Consider the following 16439-nt stretch of genomic DNA (forward strand, 5'->3'; position numbering starts at 1 on the left):
CATGTGCTATACTGGAGCATACCCCCCTTGCCGCACGGCGCAGGGCCACAGCATTAGGTGACGCCATGAGCACCAGAAACCTCGATCGTATGTTCAAGCCGAACTCGGTGGCCGTGATCGGCGCTTCGCCTCAGCCCCAATCGATTGGCCGCCTGGTCATGGACAACCTGTTGCATGGTGGGTTCTCCGGACCGATTATGCCGGTGAACCCCAACCATCGCTCGATCAGTGGGGTTTTGGCGTATGCCGACATAGAGAGCCTACCGGAAACACCGGACCTGGCGTTGATCTGCACCCCGCCGGAAACCGTCCCCACAATCATCGATCAACTGGGCGCGCGCGGCGTGCGTGCCGCGGCGGTTTTGACGGCGGGACTAAGCGCCATCGTGCAAGACAACGGCGAAACCATCACCCAATCCATGGTGAGTGCCGCCAAACGTCACGGCATGCGCATCCTGGGGCACAACTGCTTGGGTCTGCTGGTGCCGGGTATCGGCCTCAATGCCAGCTTTGCCCACACCTCCGCATTACCGGGACAAATCGCCTTTGTGTCGCAATCGGGTGCGCTGTGCACGTCCGTTTTGGATTGGGCCAAGCCGCGCGGCATCGGCTTTTCGCACTTCATATCCATGGGCGATATGGCCGAGTTGGATTTCGGCGACGTACTCGATTATCTGGGCAGCGACCCCGATACCTCGGCCATTTTGCTGTACATCGAAACCATTCGTCACAATCGCACCTTCATGTCGGCGGCGCGTGCCGCCGCGCGCAACAAACCTGTCCTGGCGATCAAGTCCGGGCGTGCCAAGGAAGGCGCACGCGCAGCCACGTCGCACACCGGCGCGCTGACCAGCAACGACGCGGTTTACGACGCCGCGTTCGCGCGCGCGGGTATGTTGCGCGTCTATGAATTCGAAGAACTGTTCGCCGCCGTCGAAACACTCAGCCGCGGGCGCCGTCCCGGTGGCGAGCGCCTGGCGATATTGACCAATGGCGGCGGCCTTGGGGTGATGGCCGTCGACGACCTGATCGAATTGGGCGGCACGCTGGCCGAACTGAGCGACAAAACCATTGCTGCGCTGGATGCCGTCCTGCCGCAAACATGGTCGCACGCAAACCCCGTCGATATCATCGGCGACGCCAACGGGGAACGCTATGAAGCCGCTTTGCGGGTGCTTTTGGACGCCAAGGAGATCGACGCCATATTGGTCATGCACTGTCCCGTCGCGGTTGTAAGGCCAACGGAAATCGCCCAAACCATCGTGAAATTGGCACAGGAAAAGCCGCGCTCCGCGATCATGACCTGTTTTGTCGGCGAAGAATTCGCCGCCCCTGCGCGCGAGATCATGGCGCAATCCAACATTTCGTGCTTCGACACGCCGTTGAAGTCCGTGCAGGCATTCATGCATACGGTCAACCATCGCCGCAACCAAGTGATCTTGATGGAGACGCCTCCCTCGCTGCCGACCATTTTCAAGCCCGCCACAGCAACAGCAAAACTGATCGTCGAATCCGTTCTGGCGAGCGGCCGCACGACCCTGAGCGAGCCGGAGGCAAAAGCCGTTCTGTCCGCATACGGCATACCCATCGTCGAAACCCACATCGCCAAATCGCCGAGCGACGCCACCCATATTGCCGATGCCATGGGTTATCCCGTGGTGGTCAAAATCATGTCTCCCGACATCACCCATAAATCGGACGTCGGCGGGGTGATCTTGGGTCTGAAGAACCGACAAGCGGTGGAACAAGCCTGCAACGCGATGACGGAGCGTCTCAAAGACAACCTGCCACATGCCCAAGTCAGCGGTTTTTCCATCCAGAAAATGGCCCGGCGTCCGGATGCCTATGAATTGATTGTCGGCGTCACCTTGGACCCGGTCTTCGGCCCGGTCATCATGTTCGGTCAAGGCGGCACGGCGGTCGAGGTGATCAGCGATCGCGCCGTCGCACTGCCGCCGCTGAACATGGCCCTGGCGCGCGATCTGGTATCGCGCACCAAGATTTCCAAACTGCTCGGTGGGTATCGCGATCATGCGCCGACCGACATCGACGCCATCTGCCTGACGCTCAATCAGGTGGCCCAACTGATCATCGACATTCCCGAAATCGAAGAGCTCGACATCAATCCGCTGTTCGCCGACGACCAAGGCGTATTGGCGCTGGATGCGCGCATCAAAGTCGCAACGGCGACGGGTGTGGGCAGCGACCGTCTGGCTATTCGGCCATATCCGCAAAACCTGGAAAGTACCTTTACCATCAAGGGGCACGACGGCGAAGGCCCACGGCACGTGCAAATCCGCCCGATCCGCCCCGAAGACGAACCCAACCACCACGTCTTCATTTCCAAGCTGACCCCCGAAGACATCCGCTTTCGCTTTTTCGGCTTGGTGAAGGAATTGCCGCACAGCCAAATGGCGCGTTTGACGCAGATCGACTACGACCGCGAAATGGCCTTCATCGCGACCTGGACGACACCCGAGAACAAGCAAGAGACCCTCGGCGTGGTGCGCGTCTTTACTGATCCCGACAACGACAAGGCCGAGTTTTCCATCGTGGTGCGATCAGATATGAAGGGCGCGGGCTTGGGTTATGAACTGTTGCGCAAGATGATCGACTACTGCCGTTCACGCGGCACTCGAGCGATGGTCGGTCAAGTCCTCAGCGAAAACCGCCGTATGCTCAACTTCGTGCAAACGCTTGGTTTTGAAATCACCGGCCGTGTCGAAGCGGACATTGTCGAGGTGCAGTTGCAACTTTAGTTACAGGCTGTCTTTTTCTTCCGGACGTTTGTAAAACGTACTGCGCTTGGGGTACGTGATGCCCGACTTCCACGTTTTACGCGGCTTGCGGCGCTTTTCGTTTTCGACCTTTTGGGCGTTGTCGCCGTAGGTCCAAAAGCGGTGCAGCACGTCTTCCATATCTTGCTCGCTGAGCAATTCGGGCTCGCCCATTTGCAGCACCAGTTGGTATTGCTGGGCCAGCACCTCGACCTCGACGGCGAGGCTCATGGCCTTTTCCAGATTGTCGCCGAACGCGATCAGGCCGTGGTGGCTCATCAGGCACGCCCGGCGCCCTGCCAGCGCGGCGAGGACTTCTTCGGACAGCTCCGGGGTGCCGAACGGCTTGTACGCGCAGCAACGAATGTCCTTGCCGCCCGCCACCGCGACCATGTAGTGAAACGCCGGAATGCCTTTGTTGAGGCACGCCAACGCAGTCGCGTACGGCGGATGGGCATGCACGATTGCTTTAGCTGAGCGGCGCTGACGATAGATATCCAAATGAAAGCGCCATTCGCTGGACGGCACGAAATCTCCGGTGGCGTTGCCGTCCATGTCCATGAACACGATGTCTTCGGGGCGCAGCTTGTGATACTTGACGCCCGACGGCGTGATCAGGAACCCGCCCTCGACCCGTGCCGAGACGTTGCCCGACGCACCCGCGCTGAGACCGGTTTCATTGAGGCTCAGCGCAGTCTTGATGATCTTGGCGCGCAGATCGAAGTGACGCATCAGGACCAGGCCTCGGGCATTTCGGGAAACAGAGAGCGCAACCCGCTTTCGGATGCCTCGCACACGCCGCGTTCCGTGATCAGTTTCGTCACCAACCGTGCCGGGGTGACGTCGAACGCCGGATTGCCGCCTTTGGAGCCTTCGGCGACGATGCGCACGCTGCGCACGACGCCGTCGCGGTCCTTGCCGTTCATCCTCGTGACTTCGGTGTCGTCGCGTTCTTCGATGGGAATTTTAAAGCCGTCGTCGAGCTTCCAGTCGATGGTCGGTCCCGGTAACGCGACGTAAAACGGCACCTTGTTGTCGTGGGCCGCCAAGGCTTTGAGATACGTTCCGATCTTGTTGCACACGTCGCCGGTGCGGGTCGTGCGGTCGGTGCCGACGATGCACAGATCGACCTTGCCGTGCTGCATCAGATGCCCACCGGCATTGTCGACGATCACCGTGTGCGGCACGCCGTGTTGACCCAGTTCCCACGCCGTCAGGCTGGCGCCTTGGTTGCGCGGGCGGGTTTCGTCGACCCACACATGTACGGGGATGCCCGCATCGTGAGCCTTGTAGATCGGCGCAATGGCGGTGCCCCAATCCACGGTCGCCAGCCACCCGGCGTTGCAGTGGGTGAGGATGTTCACCGGGCGCGATTTGCCGGCTTTTTCATAGGCGATCTGGATCAGGTCCTTGCCGTGATCGCCGATCGACGAGCACATGGAGACGTCTTCGTCGGCGATGTCGGCGGCGCGCTTCCAGGCAGCGTCGAAACGCTTTTCCGGTTTCAGCGGTTCGAGCAACGCCTTTTGATCTTCGATTGCCCAGCGCAGGTTGACCGCCGTCGGACGGGCCTCGAACAAGACCTTGGACGCGTGGGCGAGATTTTCGTCGGACGGATCGTCCTTCATCGCCAAGGCCATGCCATAAGCCGCCGTCGCACCGATCAACGGAGCGCCGCGCACCAACATGTCGAAAATGGCGTGGGCGGCTTCCTGCACCGTTTCCAGCCGTACGGTTTCGAACTCGAACGGCAGCTTGGTTTGGTCGATGATATCGACCGCTTCGCCATCGTCCGACACCCAAATGGTGCGCATCGGCGTTCCGTTGACCTTCATGGTATCAGCCTTTCAAAACACGCCCGGCGACGGCGTCGAGCTTTTCGATCATGGCCGGATCGCGGGCGTCCGGCGCGGTGATGATGGCGGTATCGAGCGCGGTGTGACAACCCGATGAGCAGCTCTCGCTGCGGCCCGAAAGTTTCGGTGCAACCGTCTTGACCAAGGAGCGGCCTTTGTCGGCGTTGTCCAGCAAGGTTTTGATGATGCTGTCGACCGTAACGTGGTCGTGATCGGGATGCCAGCAATCGAAATCGGTGACCATGGCGACGGTGGCGTAACACATCTCCGCCTCGCGGGCCAACTTGGCCTCGGGCATGTTGGTCATGCCGATCACGTCGCAGCCCCAACTGCGATAGAGGTGCGATTCCGCCTGGGTGGAAAACTGCGGTCCTTCCATCGCCAGATAGGTGCCGCCACGCTGATGGTCGATACCCAGTTCTTTCGCGGCCTCTTCCAACGCATCGCCCAAACGCGTGCACACCGGATCGCCGAGCGCCACGTGCGCCACCAAGCCGGTACCGAAGAAGCTTTTGGTCCGCGCGAAGGTGCGGTCGATGAACTGGTCGCAAATCACGAAGGTGCCGGGCGGCAATTCTTCCTTGAGCGAGCCGCACGCGGAAACGGAGATGATTTCGGTGACCCCGGCACGCTTCATGGCGTCGATGTTGGCACAGAAATTCAGCTCGGAGGGCGGAATGCGATGGCCGCGGCCATGACGGGGCAAAAACACCATTTTCTGGCCGCCCAACTCACCGAACAACAATTCGTCCGACGGTGCGCCGAAAGAGCTTTCGACCTTTTCCCAACGGGTGTTTTCCAACCCGTCGATTTCATAAATACCGCTGCCGCCGATCACACCGATGACGGGCGGGGTTCCGGATGCCGTCATGTGGCCACCCCCCAATACAAGCTATACAAAATGGTGCGTACACACCTTATCTAAGCTTCTAGCATGCAAAAATGGCGGAGAACAGACCTGAGAAAATGCCTGCATCGGCATTTTTAACCGCCATCGACGGTAATATTCAGGAACTCCAAGGCGCTGTCGATGGGAATGAAAAGATTCAATCCCGAGGAAAAGGAATCGGCCGAATACCCCGCCACGGAGATTCCCACGACATTGCCATGCTGATCCAACAACGGACCGCCGCTGTTGCCCGCCGAAATATCGACATCCGACTGAATCAAAGGCAAGGCGCTCGTATCTTCGGTGCGAAAGGCACTGACGATGCCGCGCGTAACCGTCGATTTCAGACGTTCCTCAATGGGTGAGCCAATGGCGTACACCACATCCAGACGTTTGAGCGGTTGGCGTGTGCGTATCGGCAGGGATTGGAGTTTGCGCAAGGGCACCTGAATCAACGCCACGTCGCGGACCGGATCCTTGCGTACGACGGTACCGTTGACCTCCACACCAGTATTAAAAACGACCGCTACCTCGCCTGCATCCCCGACCACATGGTGGTTGGTCAGAATATACCCTTCACCCGACACGACAAAACCGCTGCCGTGGCCGCTACCAGCACGGACGGTCACCGTGGATTCGATCGCGTCCGCAACGCGGTTTTGAAACGGTTCGACGGATAGCCTCGCCGTCGATAAAACGAGCGCGGAAAAAGCATTGTCCGGTCCCTTGTGAACGCGGTTTTCACCACCCCCGCCGCGGGAGATCAGATCTAAAAACGACTTGTCCGCCGCCAATGCCTCCGTAGCCGAGACGAAAGCCGAATTGAACGCCACCATGATGCCTTCGGGGGTCGCCCGATCTTGGCGCCCTACGCCCTCGGTCGCGATGTTGGCGACCACTCGGCGTTCAAAGTTGGAATACACCGACCATTCGATTTTTTGATAAAACTCGGCCGCGTATTTTCTTAACGGGCGACCGTCCCACCAATGGTGCTCTTCACATACGTTGCCGCGAATGTCGACCATACGCGCCGCCACGCGGTACTTCGCGGCCTGACGGGACTTGGTGACTTCAAACAACTCTTTGGGGTCGCCCACAACATTGAGCCCGGATTGGCTCATGGTTTCGTTGAAGATTTCCGCCAACTCATCCGTCCAGCCACCCAACAACGCGCTGCCGCTACCCCATTCCAACCGCGCATCATTGCTGTAGGTCTGGTTGCACAGCGTGGCATCGAACTTCGCATTCGTGACGCCTGGATAATGGGCGATCACGCGCCCGCGTTTCAATCCGGCGATGGCTTTTTCAAACGTGATCGGGGCAAGTTCCTGATGAGGCCGCAGTTGTCCGCCCTCAGGTGCCTGCACCTTTGGAATCGCCATCGACGTGGTCATATTGCAGCCGGCGAGCCCCAACGAAACCAAACCCACCAGCATTGCCGCATGAAACGGCTTACAGAACCGCGACATACCCCCCCCGATAAACAACCACTATATGTAATTTTATTTATCGCACGACCATTGGTGAAGGTCCATACTTTCGCACGGCAGTACGAGAGCATGCTGTTGATAGGGAGTCTTCGGGTACTGCTTAGACGTTGAAGCGGAAGGTGAAAATATCACCGTCCTTGACCAAATAGTCGCGGCCTTCCTGGCGCATTTTGCCCGCTTCCTTGCACGCGTGCTCGCCGCCCAACGCGACAAAGTCGTCATAGGCGATGGTTTCGGCTTTGATGAAACCGCGTTCGAAATCGGTGTGAATTACACCCGCCGCTTGCGGAGCCTTGGCGTTTTTGTGCACCGTCCAAGCGCGCGCTTCCTTGGGACCGACGGTGAAGAACGTGATCAGGCCAAGCAGTGCGTAACCTTCACGGATCACCCGCGCCAGACCGGTTTCTTCCAAGCCCAGGGTTTCTAGGAATTCCCGTTTTTCCTCATCGGAGTCCAGTTGGCTGACTTCTTCTTCGATTTTGGCCGAGATCACCACCGAACGCGCACCCTGCGCTGCCGCCATTTCGGCAACTTTATCCGACAAGGCGTTGCCGGTGGCCGCCGAGTCCTCGTCGACGTTGCACACATATAGGATCGGCTTGGACGTCAGCAGTTGCAGCATCTCAAACGCCTTGCGCTCGTCTTCGGAAACCTCGACCGTGCGCGCGGGCTTGCCATCTTCGAGAACCTTTAGCGTTCGTTCAACCAATTCCAACTGGGTCTTGGCCACCTTGTCGCCACCACGGGCTTTTTTGGTCAAAGACGTAACGCGCTTTTCCAAGCTTTCCATATCGGCGAGCATCAGCTCGGTCTCGATGGTTTCAGCGTCACGGATCGGATCGACACCGCCCTCGACATGGGTCACATTTTCATCTTCAAAGCAGCGCACCACCTTGATGATGGCGTCGGTTTCGCGAATGTTGGCGAGAAACTGGTTGCCCAGCCCTTCACCCTTGGATGCGCCACGCACCAGACCGGCGATGTCGACGAATTCCAGCTGGGTCGGAATGATCTGCTTGGAACCGCCGATCTCGGCGATCTTGTCCAAGCGCGGATCGGGCACGCCGACGCGCCCGACGTTGGGCTCGATGGTGCAAAACGGAAAGTTTGCGGCTTCCGCCGCGGCAGTCGCGGTGAGCGCGTTGAAAAGAGTCGACTTACCCACATTGGGAAGGCCCACGATGCCGCACTTGAAACCCATCAGTCGTCGTCCTTTTCGTTGCCGGAAGGCTTGTTATTAGAGCTGCGCGGTGGATTAATCGCCTGCGCCACACGGGTCATGAAATCGGAATCGCGCCCCGCGAAAATTAAATCGATGTTATCCGCCACGGCGTCGAGTTGAGGGACGATCCAGTCCTGGTCGGCCTTGGCGAAATCTTTCAATACATGCCCCGTCACCCGGTCTTTGGATCCCGGATGGCCGATGCCCAACCGCACCCGGGCATACCCCTCGCCGACATGGGCGTGAATGGAACGCAGACCATTGTGGCCCGCATGACCGCCGCCACGCTTAACCCGCAATTTGCCGGGGGCCAAATCCAGCTCATCGTGCAGCACGATGATGTCTTCGGGCGCGATCTTATAGAACGTCACAGCCTCTTTCACGGAGCGGCCGGATTCGTTCATGAACGTCTGCGGTTTCAACACCAGAACCTTTTCGGTTCCGATCTTGCCCTCAGAGATCTCACCCTGAAATTTGGCGCGATACGGGGAAAAGGAATGGCGGCGGACAATTTCGTCCGCCGCCATAAACCCGATGTTGTGGCGGTTCCGGGCGTATTTTTCGCCGGGATTGCCGAGCCCCACAACAAGATACATAAGAAGTCGCGGTTAGGATTACTCCTCGCCGCCCTCTTCCGTTTCGCCTTCGGCGCCTTCTTCGCTTTCGGTTTCGACAGCTTTGGAAACCGTCGGCGCGGCGATGGTGGCGATGGTGAAGTCACGATCGGTGATCGTCGGGGTCGCGCCAGCCGGCAGCGCCACGGCGCTGATGTGGATGGAATCACCCACTTCGAGGCCGCTCAGATCAATTTCGATGAACTCCGGAATGGCTTCCGGGGACACGTTCAATTCGACTTCGTGACGCACTGCGTTCAACACACCACCATACTTGAGGCCCGGCGAGGCTTCTTCGTTGATGTAGTGGATCGGAACGTTGACCGCGATGGTCGCGCCCTTGGAAATGCGCATGAAATCGACGTGCAGCGGACGGTCGGTGACCGGGTCGAGCTGGATGTCACGTGCGATCACGCGATGGGAATCCTTACCGGCCTTGATATCCACCAGATGCGAGAAAAAGCTACCGGTGTTGATCAGGCGCTTGAGTTCGAGCGGTTCGATCGAAATCAAAACGGATTCTTTCTTGTCACCATAGATGACGGCAGGCACGCGCCCCGCACGGCGGGTCGCGCGGGCTGCCCCCTTACCTGCCCGCTCACGCATTTCAGCGTTCAGCTCAAAAGCATTAGAAGCCATTTGGCTATCTCCTATAAAAGCGACACGAGCCTCCAGGGGTGCCCGTGTCTTTGCGACACAAAACGATTTTCGTGTCATTCACGACGCGTGTAACACGCGCCTTCCAAAACCCTACCGTGGCCAGACTTTATCTAAGGCGCTGCCCCGGCCGGGTAACTTTCAAATCTTAATCAAACAGCGACGAAACCGATGTTTCGCTGCTGATGCGCTGGATGGCGGCTGCCATCAACGGCGCAATCGGAAGCTGTTCGATGTTGCGCGCTTCCTTAACGGCTTCGGTTGCCGGAATACTGTCGGTCACGATCAGCTTTTCCAACGGCGAGGCCGCAATACGCGCCACGGCGCCACCCGAAAGCACGCCATGGGTGATGTAGGCATAAACCTTCAAAGCCCCTGCATCCTTCAATGCAACCGCCGCATTGCAAAGCGTGCCGCCGGAATCAACTATATCGTCGATCAAAATGCAATGATGATTTTCAACATCGCCGATGATGTTCATCACCTCGGAAACACCGGCGCGTTCGCGGCGTTTGTCGATAATCGCCAAATCGGCGTCCAAACGCTTGGCCACGGCGCGCGCGCGCACCACACCACCGACGTCGGGCGAGACCACCGTGATGTTCTTTTCTCCGGCTAAGCGCGCCTTGATATCGCGGGTAAAAACCGGCGCGGCGTAAAGGTTGTCCAGCGGAATGTCGAAGAAGCCCTGGATCTGCCCAGCATGCAAATCCATCGTCAGCACGCGATCGGCACCGGCGGCGGTGATCATGTTGGCCACCAGCTTGGCGGAAATGGGCGTGCGCGGGGCAGGTTTGCGGTCTTGGCGGGCGTAACCGAAATACGGCAACACCGCCGTGATACGGCGCGCCGAACCACGACGCAAGGCGTCAATCACGACCAGCAGCTCCATCAAGTTATCGTTTGCGGGATACGACGTCGACTGAATGACAAACACGTCTTCACCGCGTACGTTTTCCTGAATTTCAACGAAAATCTCCATATCGGAGAAACGCCGGATCGTACCTTTGGCCAGCGGTATGTCCAATTCCTTGGAAATAGCTTCGGCCAGCGGCAAATTGCTGTTGCCTGCGACAATCTTCATCGAATTAACCCGGCTCAACTTGGGGCGCGTAGCCCTTCATTTCTCACCCGAACTGACGTACGAAGCAGTGCTCCAGATCGGTTCGTTTCCGCCGACCTTGATGCCGAGGGGAAACGCGGCGGAACATACCAAGGCGAACCGCCGCTGTAAACGTGCAATACGCTTTGAAAACAAGCTAATTGAGCCGAAAACGCCGTTTTTCGCGCCAGCACACCTGAATATGCGGCCGTGGGGTCACACGGAGGGTCACATAGGCGGTGGCATGGCGCGTCCCGGCTCGCCCGGCAAAACAATGGCGGGCGGCTCTCCGGTGGCGCGGGTCGGCGCGCCTGGCGGCGGTCCGACGCGGGTTCCGAAGACATGCTCGACGCCCACAGCGGCGGCCTTGCCGATGCTCGGCGAAATATCGGCCCACCGTCGCAGAACGGTATCTGCAGGTAGGCGGTTTTCCTGCACCGCACTGCCCAATTCGCGCCGGTCCATGGTCAAGACCCGCCACACAATGCGCACATCGACGAAACCGCCCTCTACGTTCGACATTTCCACATGCCCGGCCAAGCGAAACGATGCCTGACGCGGATCACCAGTGACCAAGACGTCCGATGTTCGTAGAGCCACCGCCACCGCTTGGGTCAAATGTCGGGCATCGTCGGATGACAGGCCGGTCACTTGCTCGACCAAGAGCCCGCGGCGCAGCGGATCGATGGGCACGGTGGCTTTGACTTCCTTCAACACCATCTGCGACACCGGCCCTGCGGTGCCGATGCCGATTGAGGCCAACAGTTGAGGATCGCCGAAATCCCATTCACGCTCAGTGCCTTCGATCCCGAGACTGTAGGTGGATATCAGCCGGCCATTCCCATCGGACAGCATCCAACGCAAGATCCGGCTGTATTTTGCCCGCGGCTCGGCCTTGTTGGCCTCGGCCATGCCGGTCAGCACGAAATGTCGCGCATTGGCCTGCTTGCCATCACCAATCTGGGCGGAAATCTTTTCTTGTTTCAGGTGATCGGCGACGTATTGCGCGATCAATTTGGCCATCGGCACGGTGGTGCCTTCTGGTGGGACCACCTCCACGTAGGCGCGCGGGGTATCGGTTCGGGCGTAATACGCGTCCCAGCGCGAAACCTTCTTACCCGTAGGGCCCGCACACGCCGCCAACCCTAAGGAAAAGGCCACCACCGCAACAGACAACCAACGCATCATGGCGTCAAACCGATGGCGGAAATTTGCCGCCCGTAATCCGGCTCCCCCCTGTGGGTCGTACGCCGGTAGCTGAAAAAGCGCTGCTCATCCGTATAAGTGTCGAAATCCAGCACCTCGACCGCGCCCAGGTCTTGGCGTTGCAATTCGCCGCTGACATAACTGGGCAGGTCGAATTGATAGTGACCCGGTCGAGCGGCACGTTCGAAGCACCAATCGGCCCACGGTGTCGCCGAAATGACCTGAAGACGCAGATCTTCGCCGACTTCGTATGATGGCTGATGGATGCACGGCCCGACGACCGCGTGAATACGCTCCGTTTTAGCGCCCAAGGCGACCATTTCAGCGACGGTGGCGCGCAAAACCCCACCCACGGCCCCTTTCCAGCCCGCGTGCGCGGCGCCAATAACCCCCGCCTCGACATCGGCGAACAAGACCGGTGCGCAATCGGCGGTGAGAATCCCCAGCACCACTCCCGGGCGGTTCGTCACCATGGCGTCGGCACGTGGCGCATCGCCATGTTCCCAAGGTGCTTCTACGCGCACCACGGTGGGCGAATGAACTTGATAGCACGTCACCAACCGATTTTCGCCAAGCCCCAACATGGCTTGGGCGCGGCGGCGGTTTTCCGCCACGGCCTGGGCATCGTCGGACGATCCCGGGCCGCAGTTGAGACCGGCGTATATGCCTTCGCTCACCCCACCTTCTCGGGTGAAGAAACCATGACGAATGCGCGGATGGTCGAGGGTGCTTGCCGTTAACATGATCTTATTTAACGGCCTGGCGTGCGGAAAGCCAACCACTTCGATATCGAGCGGTTAGAAGGATCGGAATTTCCGAAACTTTTATGAACTTTACCGGCAATTCTATCAATGATAGGTTGTGCGTGCTGGACATGAGGAAAAGGGGCACGTTATGAATGGCACCATTGTGGCCATCAACCGCCAACTCGGCGCGGTGGTGGCGGAAACGCAAGATCACAAGTGCGTGGTCTTAGGCACCATCGGTCGGATCACCGCCGATATCGGCGATGTGCTTCGCGGCGATTGGTCGGAAATGGGAAACAAGGTCATCGACAATGTAACCCAAGGCACACAAATGCAGATGGTCTTGCAAGCGGTCGACATCACGCGCAACGAGGCCATTGGCCGAGTGACCATTATATAGTCGTGTCGGCCAGATCCCGCCGTTTTTAACCGGCCCAGGGCGGAACGCCAAAGCCGGGCGGGACCACGGCGATGACCTTGAACAACGCACCCATCTGCTCAGAATCGGTCAGGCGCGCATAGGCTGCATCGATTTCCGCCATCTGTTCCTCGCTGGCGTTCATCATCAGCATATCGGCGCGTTGGCGCATGCCCAAGCGTTCCAGGAACGCGCCTTGTGGCACCGGCCCCAAGACCTCGGCCCCGGCTTCGCGGGCGACCTCAGAGAGTTGTTGGAAATCGACGTGTGCAGTCAAGTCGGCGTCGCCGGGATTGGCCAAGACATCGGAAAATTCGTGATTCTGTACCGCTTGAAGGGTATCGCCGACACCATGTTCGCCGTGGCCGTAATCAATAAACAGGGCCGCGCCGCCATGTTCGACGATACGTGCCGCCACCTGACGCATCACCGCGCAGGCGGCGGGCTGGTGCTCGAAAATGCCGCCCGTTTCGGTCGCATCGCGCAGATCTTCCGGGATCAAGGAGCTGTCGGCGAGCTCAGATGATATCGTAAAGGTCAATGCATCGCCTGCCGTATTCAGCCCGACCAGACGCTCGCGCCAGCCATCCTCGACCCGTTCATATTGGCGGATCGGCAGGGCATCGAAAAATTCGTTGCCAATCACCACCAACGGGCCGGAACCGACGTCTTCGAAGCGATCGCGCCATGCTGGCATCATCAAGCTCGGCGTCATCGCGACTTTCTGCTTTGCGCGCAACGCCGGGCTGGTTTCGATCAACCACAAACGCGCCGCATCGTCGAAATCTTCCATCGCGTAAGCCGCGCGCAACGCGTCCGCCATCAAGGTGCCACGACCGGGACCCATTTCAACCAAGTTGAGCGGATCGGGCTGGCCCATCGCCTGCCACACCACCGCCGTCCACAAGCCGATCATTTCGCCGAACATCTGGCTGATTTCCGGCGCGGTGGTGAAGTCGCCTTCCTCGCCGAACGGATCTTGCTTCATATAATAGCCGTGCTCGGGATGAGCCAGGGCCAGTTCCATGTAACGCGCCACGGTGATGGGGCCGTCGCTTTGAATCTCGGCCTTGATGATGTCGAAAAGATCGCTCATGTCGAATTCCGTCTTGATAGGGGGAGGCCGCCTTTATGTAGGACGCTTGCGCGCATATGCAATAAGCGCCATGCCCGCAAGCACCATCGGGATGGACAGCAGCTGGCCCATGGTCGCGCCGCCCCACAAATAGCCCAGGTGCGCGTCCGGTTGGCGATAAAACTCGACGATCACCCGCGACAGGCCGTAACCGATCAAAAAAGCGCCCGAAATCACGCCCGGCTTGGTGCGCAGACTTTCGCTCCGCCACACCAGATGCAGCAGCACCAGCAACACCAGACCTTCCAGCGCCGCCTCGTACAACTGGCTGGGATGGCGCGGGTACGGCCCGCCGTTGGGAAACACCACACCCCACGCCACATCGGTGGGACGTCCCCACAGTTCGGCGTTGATGAAGTTGGCGATGCGCCCGAAGAACAGCCCGATCGGCGTCACCACGGCTGCCAAGTCGATGAACGCCCAAAAGCGGATTTTGCGCGCCCGGCAAAACAGCAACGTGGCGATGAGCACGCCCAAAAAGCCGCCATGAAACGACATGCCGCCTTGCCACGTTTGCACGATTTCGGTCGGGTTCGCCAAATAGTACGCCGGTTTGTAAAACAGCACGTAACCGAGCCGCCCGCCCAAGATCACGCCGAGCACCGCCCACACCAGAAAGTCGTCGGCATCCTGAGGCTTGATCAACGCACCTGGTTGACGCGCCAGCCAAATCATATAACGCCAACCCATCACCAAGCCCGCGATATACGCCAACGCGTACCAACGAATGACGACCGGGCCGATTTCGACCAGCACCGGGTCGATCATGGGAAACGCAATGGCGAGCATGTCGGATATCCTCTAGCGGTAAGGGTCGGCGGTGTAGAGAAAATCCTGAACGTAGGCGCGCACGCCTTCTTCCAACGGCGTAAATTCCTTGGTGTAACCCGCCGCGCGCAGTTTGCTCATGTCGGCCTGGGTGTAATACTGGTATTTGTCGCGCAGATGTTCGGGCGTCGGCACGTATTCGATAGTCGGTTCCAACCCCAGCGCCGTGTAGACGGCGGCCGCCAGATCCTTGAACGGCCGCGCTTGGCCGGTGCCGCAATTGAACAGGCCCGAAACGGTTGGATTGTCCAGCAGCCACATCATCACATCGACGCAATCGTCGACCGACACGAAATCTCGCAGCTGCCCGCCGTCTTCGTAATCGGGGCGGTGTGATTGAAACAGCTTCGCCGCTTCGCCGCGGTTGGCGACCGGAAAGACGTGGCTGACCACGCTCTGCATGGTGCCTTTGTGATATTCGTTGGGGCCATAGACGTTAAAGAACTTGAGCCCCGCCCACTGCGGCGGATGCGGTTCGTTGCTCGCCATCATGCGCGCCACGCGGCGGTCGAACAGCTGTTTGCTCCAGCCATAGGGGTTGAGCGGCTGCAGCTTGGCCAACGCATCGATCGCCGCGTCATCGACGAACCCGTGCTCGCCGCCGCCATATGTCGCGGCGCTGGAAGCGTAGATGAAGCGCACATGGTGTGCCGTGCACCATTGCCATAAATCAAGCGACAGGCGGAAATTGTTATCCAGGATCTTGTCGGCGTCTGTTTCCGTGGTCGACGAAATCGCCCCCATGTGGAACACCGCTTTGACGTTGGAATTGTGTTTGTCCAAAAAGGCGAACAGGTCGTCGGGATGGACCACGTCGTAGAGTTCGCGCTTGGCGATGTTTTTCCACTTCACGCCGTCACGCAGACGGTCCACCACCACGATTTTGCTGTAACCGCGCTGTTCCAACGCCCAGACGATGTTGGAGCCGATAAATCCGGCCCCGCCGGTGACGATATACATGAAAAAACCCCTTTGAATTCCGGTCCTCGTTTATAGGACCCACGCGGCTTCCCGGCAAGTGGGGCGACACGTGAGGTTCAAGGGGAGCGGTTGCGTAATCGAACCGCGCGCTTCATAATGCGCCACCTCGAAATTCACGCTTTCCATAAGGACTTCGCACCATGCAGACCTCGAACCGCATTCTCGACGATATGGCAAAAGTGGCGAGCGGCGCCGTGTCCGCGGTCACAGGGCTCAAAGGCGACGGCGAAAACTTCCTGCGCCGCCATGTCGAAAAATTGCTCGCCGACATGAACCTGGTCACCCGCGAAGAATTCGACGCCGTGAAAGCCATGGCCGCCAAGGCCCGCACGGAACAAGAAAAGCTCGAAGCCCGTGTGGCAGAACTGGAAGCTCAATTGAGCGCACCGAAAAAGCCCGCGCCACGTAAAAAACCTGCGTCGAAGTAAACCCGATTCGCCCCGATTCTCTGCGTTTTTGTAAAAAAGCGTGGTTTCTGAATCATTTAGCCCCCCGATTCGCCCGATTCGGGGGGCTTT

16 protein-coding genes are annotated in these 16439 nt (G+C 59.1%); 3 read left to right on the forward strand and 13 right to left on the reverse strand.

Translation table 11 applies throughout. The annotated features are described in order from the left end of the window. The first annotated feature begins 65 nt into the window (after positions 1–65). Positions 66–2759: a GNAT family N-acetyltransferase gene (locus VIN96_RS15330; RefSeq protein WP_331897363.1), complete on the forward strand. Its 2694-nt coding sequence runs from the start codon at positions 66–68 to the stop codon at positions 2757–2759. Here the strand turns inward: VIN96_RS15330 and VIN96_RS15335 are convergent, their stop codons facing one another. The 10 genes from VIN96_RS15335 to pgeF all read right to left on the reverse strand — a co-directional run bounded on the left by VIN96_RS15335 (position 2760) and on the right by pgeF (position 12556). Next, positions 2760–3509 (reverse strand): class II aldolase/adducin family protein, encoded by a 750-nt coding sequence (locus VIN96_RS15335; protein WP_331897365.1) that lies wholly within the window; start codon positions 3507–3509, stop codon positions 2760–2762. Beyond that, positions 3509–4612, reverse strand: coding sequence for an S-methyl-5-thioribose-1-phosphate isomerase (gene mtnA / locus VIN96_RS15340; protein WP_331897367.1), 1104 nt, complete (start codon positions 4610–4612; stop codon positions 3509–3511). Before mtnA ends, VIN96_RS15335 begins: the two co-directional genes overlap by 1 nt. A 4-nt stretch (positions 4613–4616) precedes the next feature. Next, positions 4617–5504 carry an S-methyl-5'-thioadenosine phosphorylase gene (locus VIN96_RS15345; protein WP_331897369.1) on the reverse strand — a complete coding sequence of 296 codons (888 nt, stop codon included), beginning with the start codon at positions 5502–5504 and terminating at the stop codon, positions 4617–4619. Between the two features lie 113 nt (positions 5505–5617). Continuing rightward, positions 5618–6991 carry a S1C family serine protease gene (locus VIN96_RS15350; RefSeq protein WP_331897371.1) on the reverse strand — a complete coding sequence of 458 codons (1374 nt, stop codon included), beginning with the start codon at positions 6989–6991 and terminating at the stop codon, positions 5618–5620. A 121-nt stretch (positions 6992–7112) separates the two neighbouring features. Then, positions 7113–8213, reverse strand: coding sequence for a redox-regulated ATPase YchF (gene ychF, locus VIN96_RS15355; RefSeq protein ID WP_331897373.1), 1101 nt, complete (start codon positions 8211–8213; stop codon positions 7113–7115). Continuing rightward, entirely contained in the window at positions 8213–8830 is a 618-nt protein-coding gene (pth, locus tag VIN96_RS15360) for an aminoacyl-tRNA hydrolase (protein ID WP_331897375.1), read from the reverse strand. The genes ychF and pth overlap by 1 nt, the downstream gene beginning before the upstream one ends. Positions 8831–8848: 18 nt before the next feature. Then, the gene (locus tag VIN96_RS15365; protein WP_331897377.1) at positions 8849–9487 is read right to left on the reverse strand and encodes a 50S ribosomal protein L25/general stress protein Ctc; all 639 of its coding nucleotides are present in this window, start codon (positions 9485–9487) and stop codon (positions 8849–8851) included. Between the two features lie 166 nt (positions 9488–9653). Next, positions 9654–10589, reverse strand: a complete 936-nt coding sequence (locus VIN96_RS15370; protein WP_331897379.1) for a ribose-phosphate pyrophosphokinase — start codon at positions 10587–10589, stop codon at positions 9654–9656. A gap of 246 nt (positions 10590–10835) precedes the next feature. Beyond that, a complete protein-coding gene (locus VIN96_RS15375) occupies positions 10836–11795 on the reverse strand; it encodes a hypothetical protein (protein ID WP_331897381.1) in 960 nt (319 codons plus the stop codon). Next, positions 11792–12556, reverse strand: coding sequence for a peptidoglycan editing factor PgeF (pgeF, locus tag VIN96_RS15380; RefSeq protein WP_331897383.1), 765 nt, complete (start codon positions 12554–12556; stop codon positions 11792–11794). The genes VIN96_RS15375 and pgeF overlap by 4 nt, the downstream gene beginning before the upstream one ends. Positions 12557–12707: 151 nt before the next feature. Between pgeF and VIN96_RS15385 the strand changes: the two genes are divergently transcribed. Then, the gene (locus VIN96_RS15385; RefSeq protein WP_331897384.1) at positions 12708–12959 is read left to right on the forward strand and encodes a hypothetical protein; all 252 of its coding nucleotides are present in this window, start codon (positions 12708–12710) and stop codon (positions 12957–12959) included. 25 nt (positions 12960–12984) lie between these two features. On the opposite strand, the gene VIN96_RS15390 is transcribed toward VIN96_RS15385, so the two are convergent. Genes VIN96_RS15390 through rfaD form a run of 3 tightly spaced genes read right to left on the reverse strand, consistent with a single transcriptional unit; the run spans position 12985 to position 15900 of the window. Beyond that, positions 12985–14073 (reverse strand): class I SAM-dependent methyltransferase, encoded by a 1089-nt coding sequence (locus VIN96_RS15390; RefSeq protein ID WP_331897386.1) that lies wholly within the window; start codon positions 14071–14073, stop codon positions 12985–12987. A gap of 33 nt (positions 14074–14106) precedes the next feature. Beyond that, positions 14107–14901, reverse strand: coding sequence for a prolipoprotein diacylglyceryl transferase (gene lgt, locus VIN96_RS15395; RefSeq protein ID WP_331897388.1), 795 nt, complete (start codon positions 14899–14901; stop codon positions 14107–14109). 12 nt (positions 14902–14913) lie between these two features. After that, positions 14914–15900 carry an ADP-glyceromanno-heptose 6-epimerase gene (rfaD, locus tag VIN96_RS15400; RefSeq protein ID WP_331897390.1) on the reverse strand — a complete coding sequence of 329 codons (987 nt, stop codon included), beginning with the start codon at positions 15898–15900 and terminating at the stop codon, positions 14914–14916. 161 nt (positions 15901–16061) lie between these two features. On the opposite strand from rfaD, the gene VIN96_RS15405 reads away from it, so the two are divergent. After that, entirely contained in the window at positions 16062–16349 is a 288-nt protein-coding gene (locus tag VIN96_RS15405; protein WP_331897392.1) for an accessory factor UbiK family protein, read from the forward strand. Positions 16350–16439: the final 90 nt, after the last annotated feature.

Origin of the sequence: Magnetovibrio sp. (genome assembly GCF_036568125.1) — a bacterium.
Lineage (GTDB): Bacteria > Pseudomonadota > Alphaproteobacteria > Rhodospirillales > Magnetovibrionaceae > Magnetovibrio.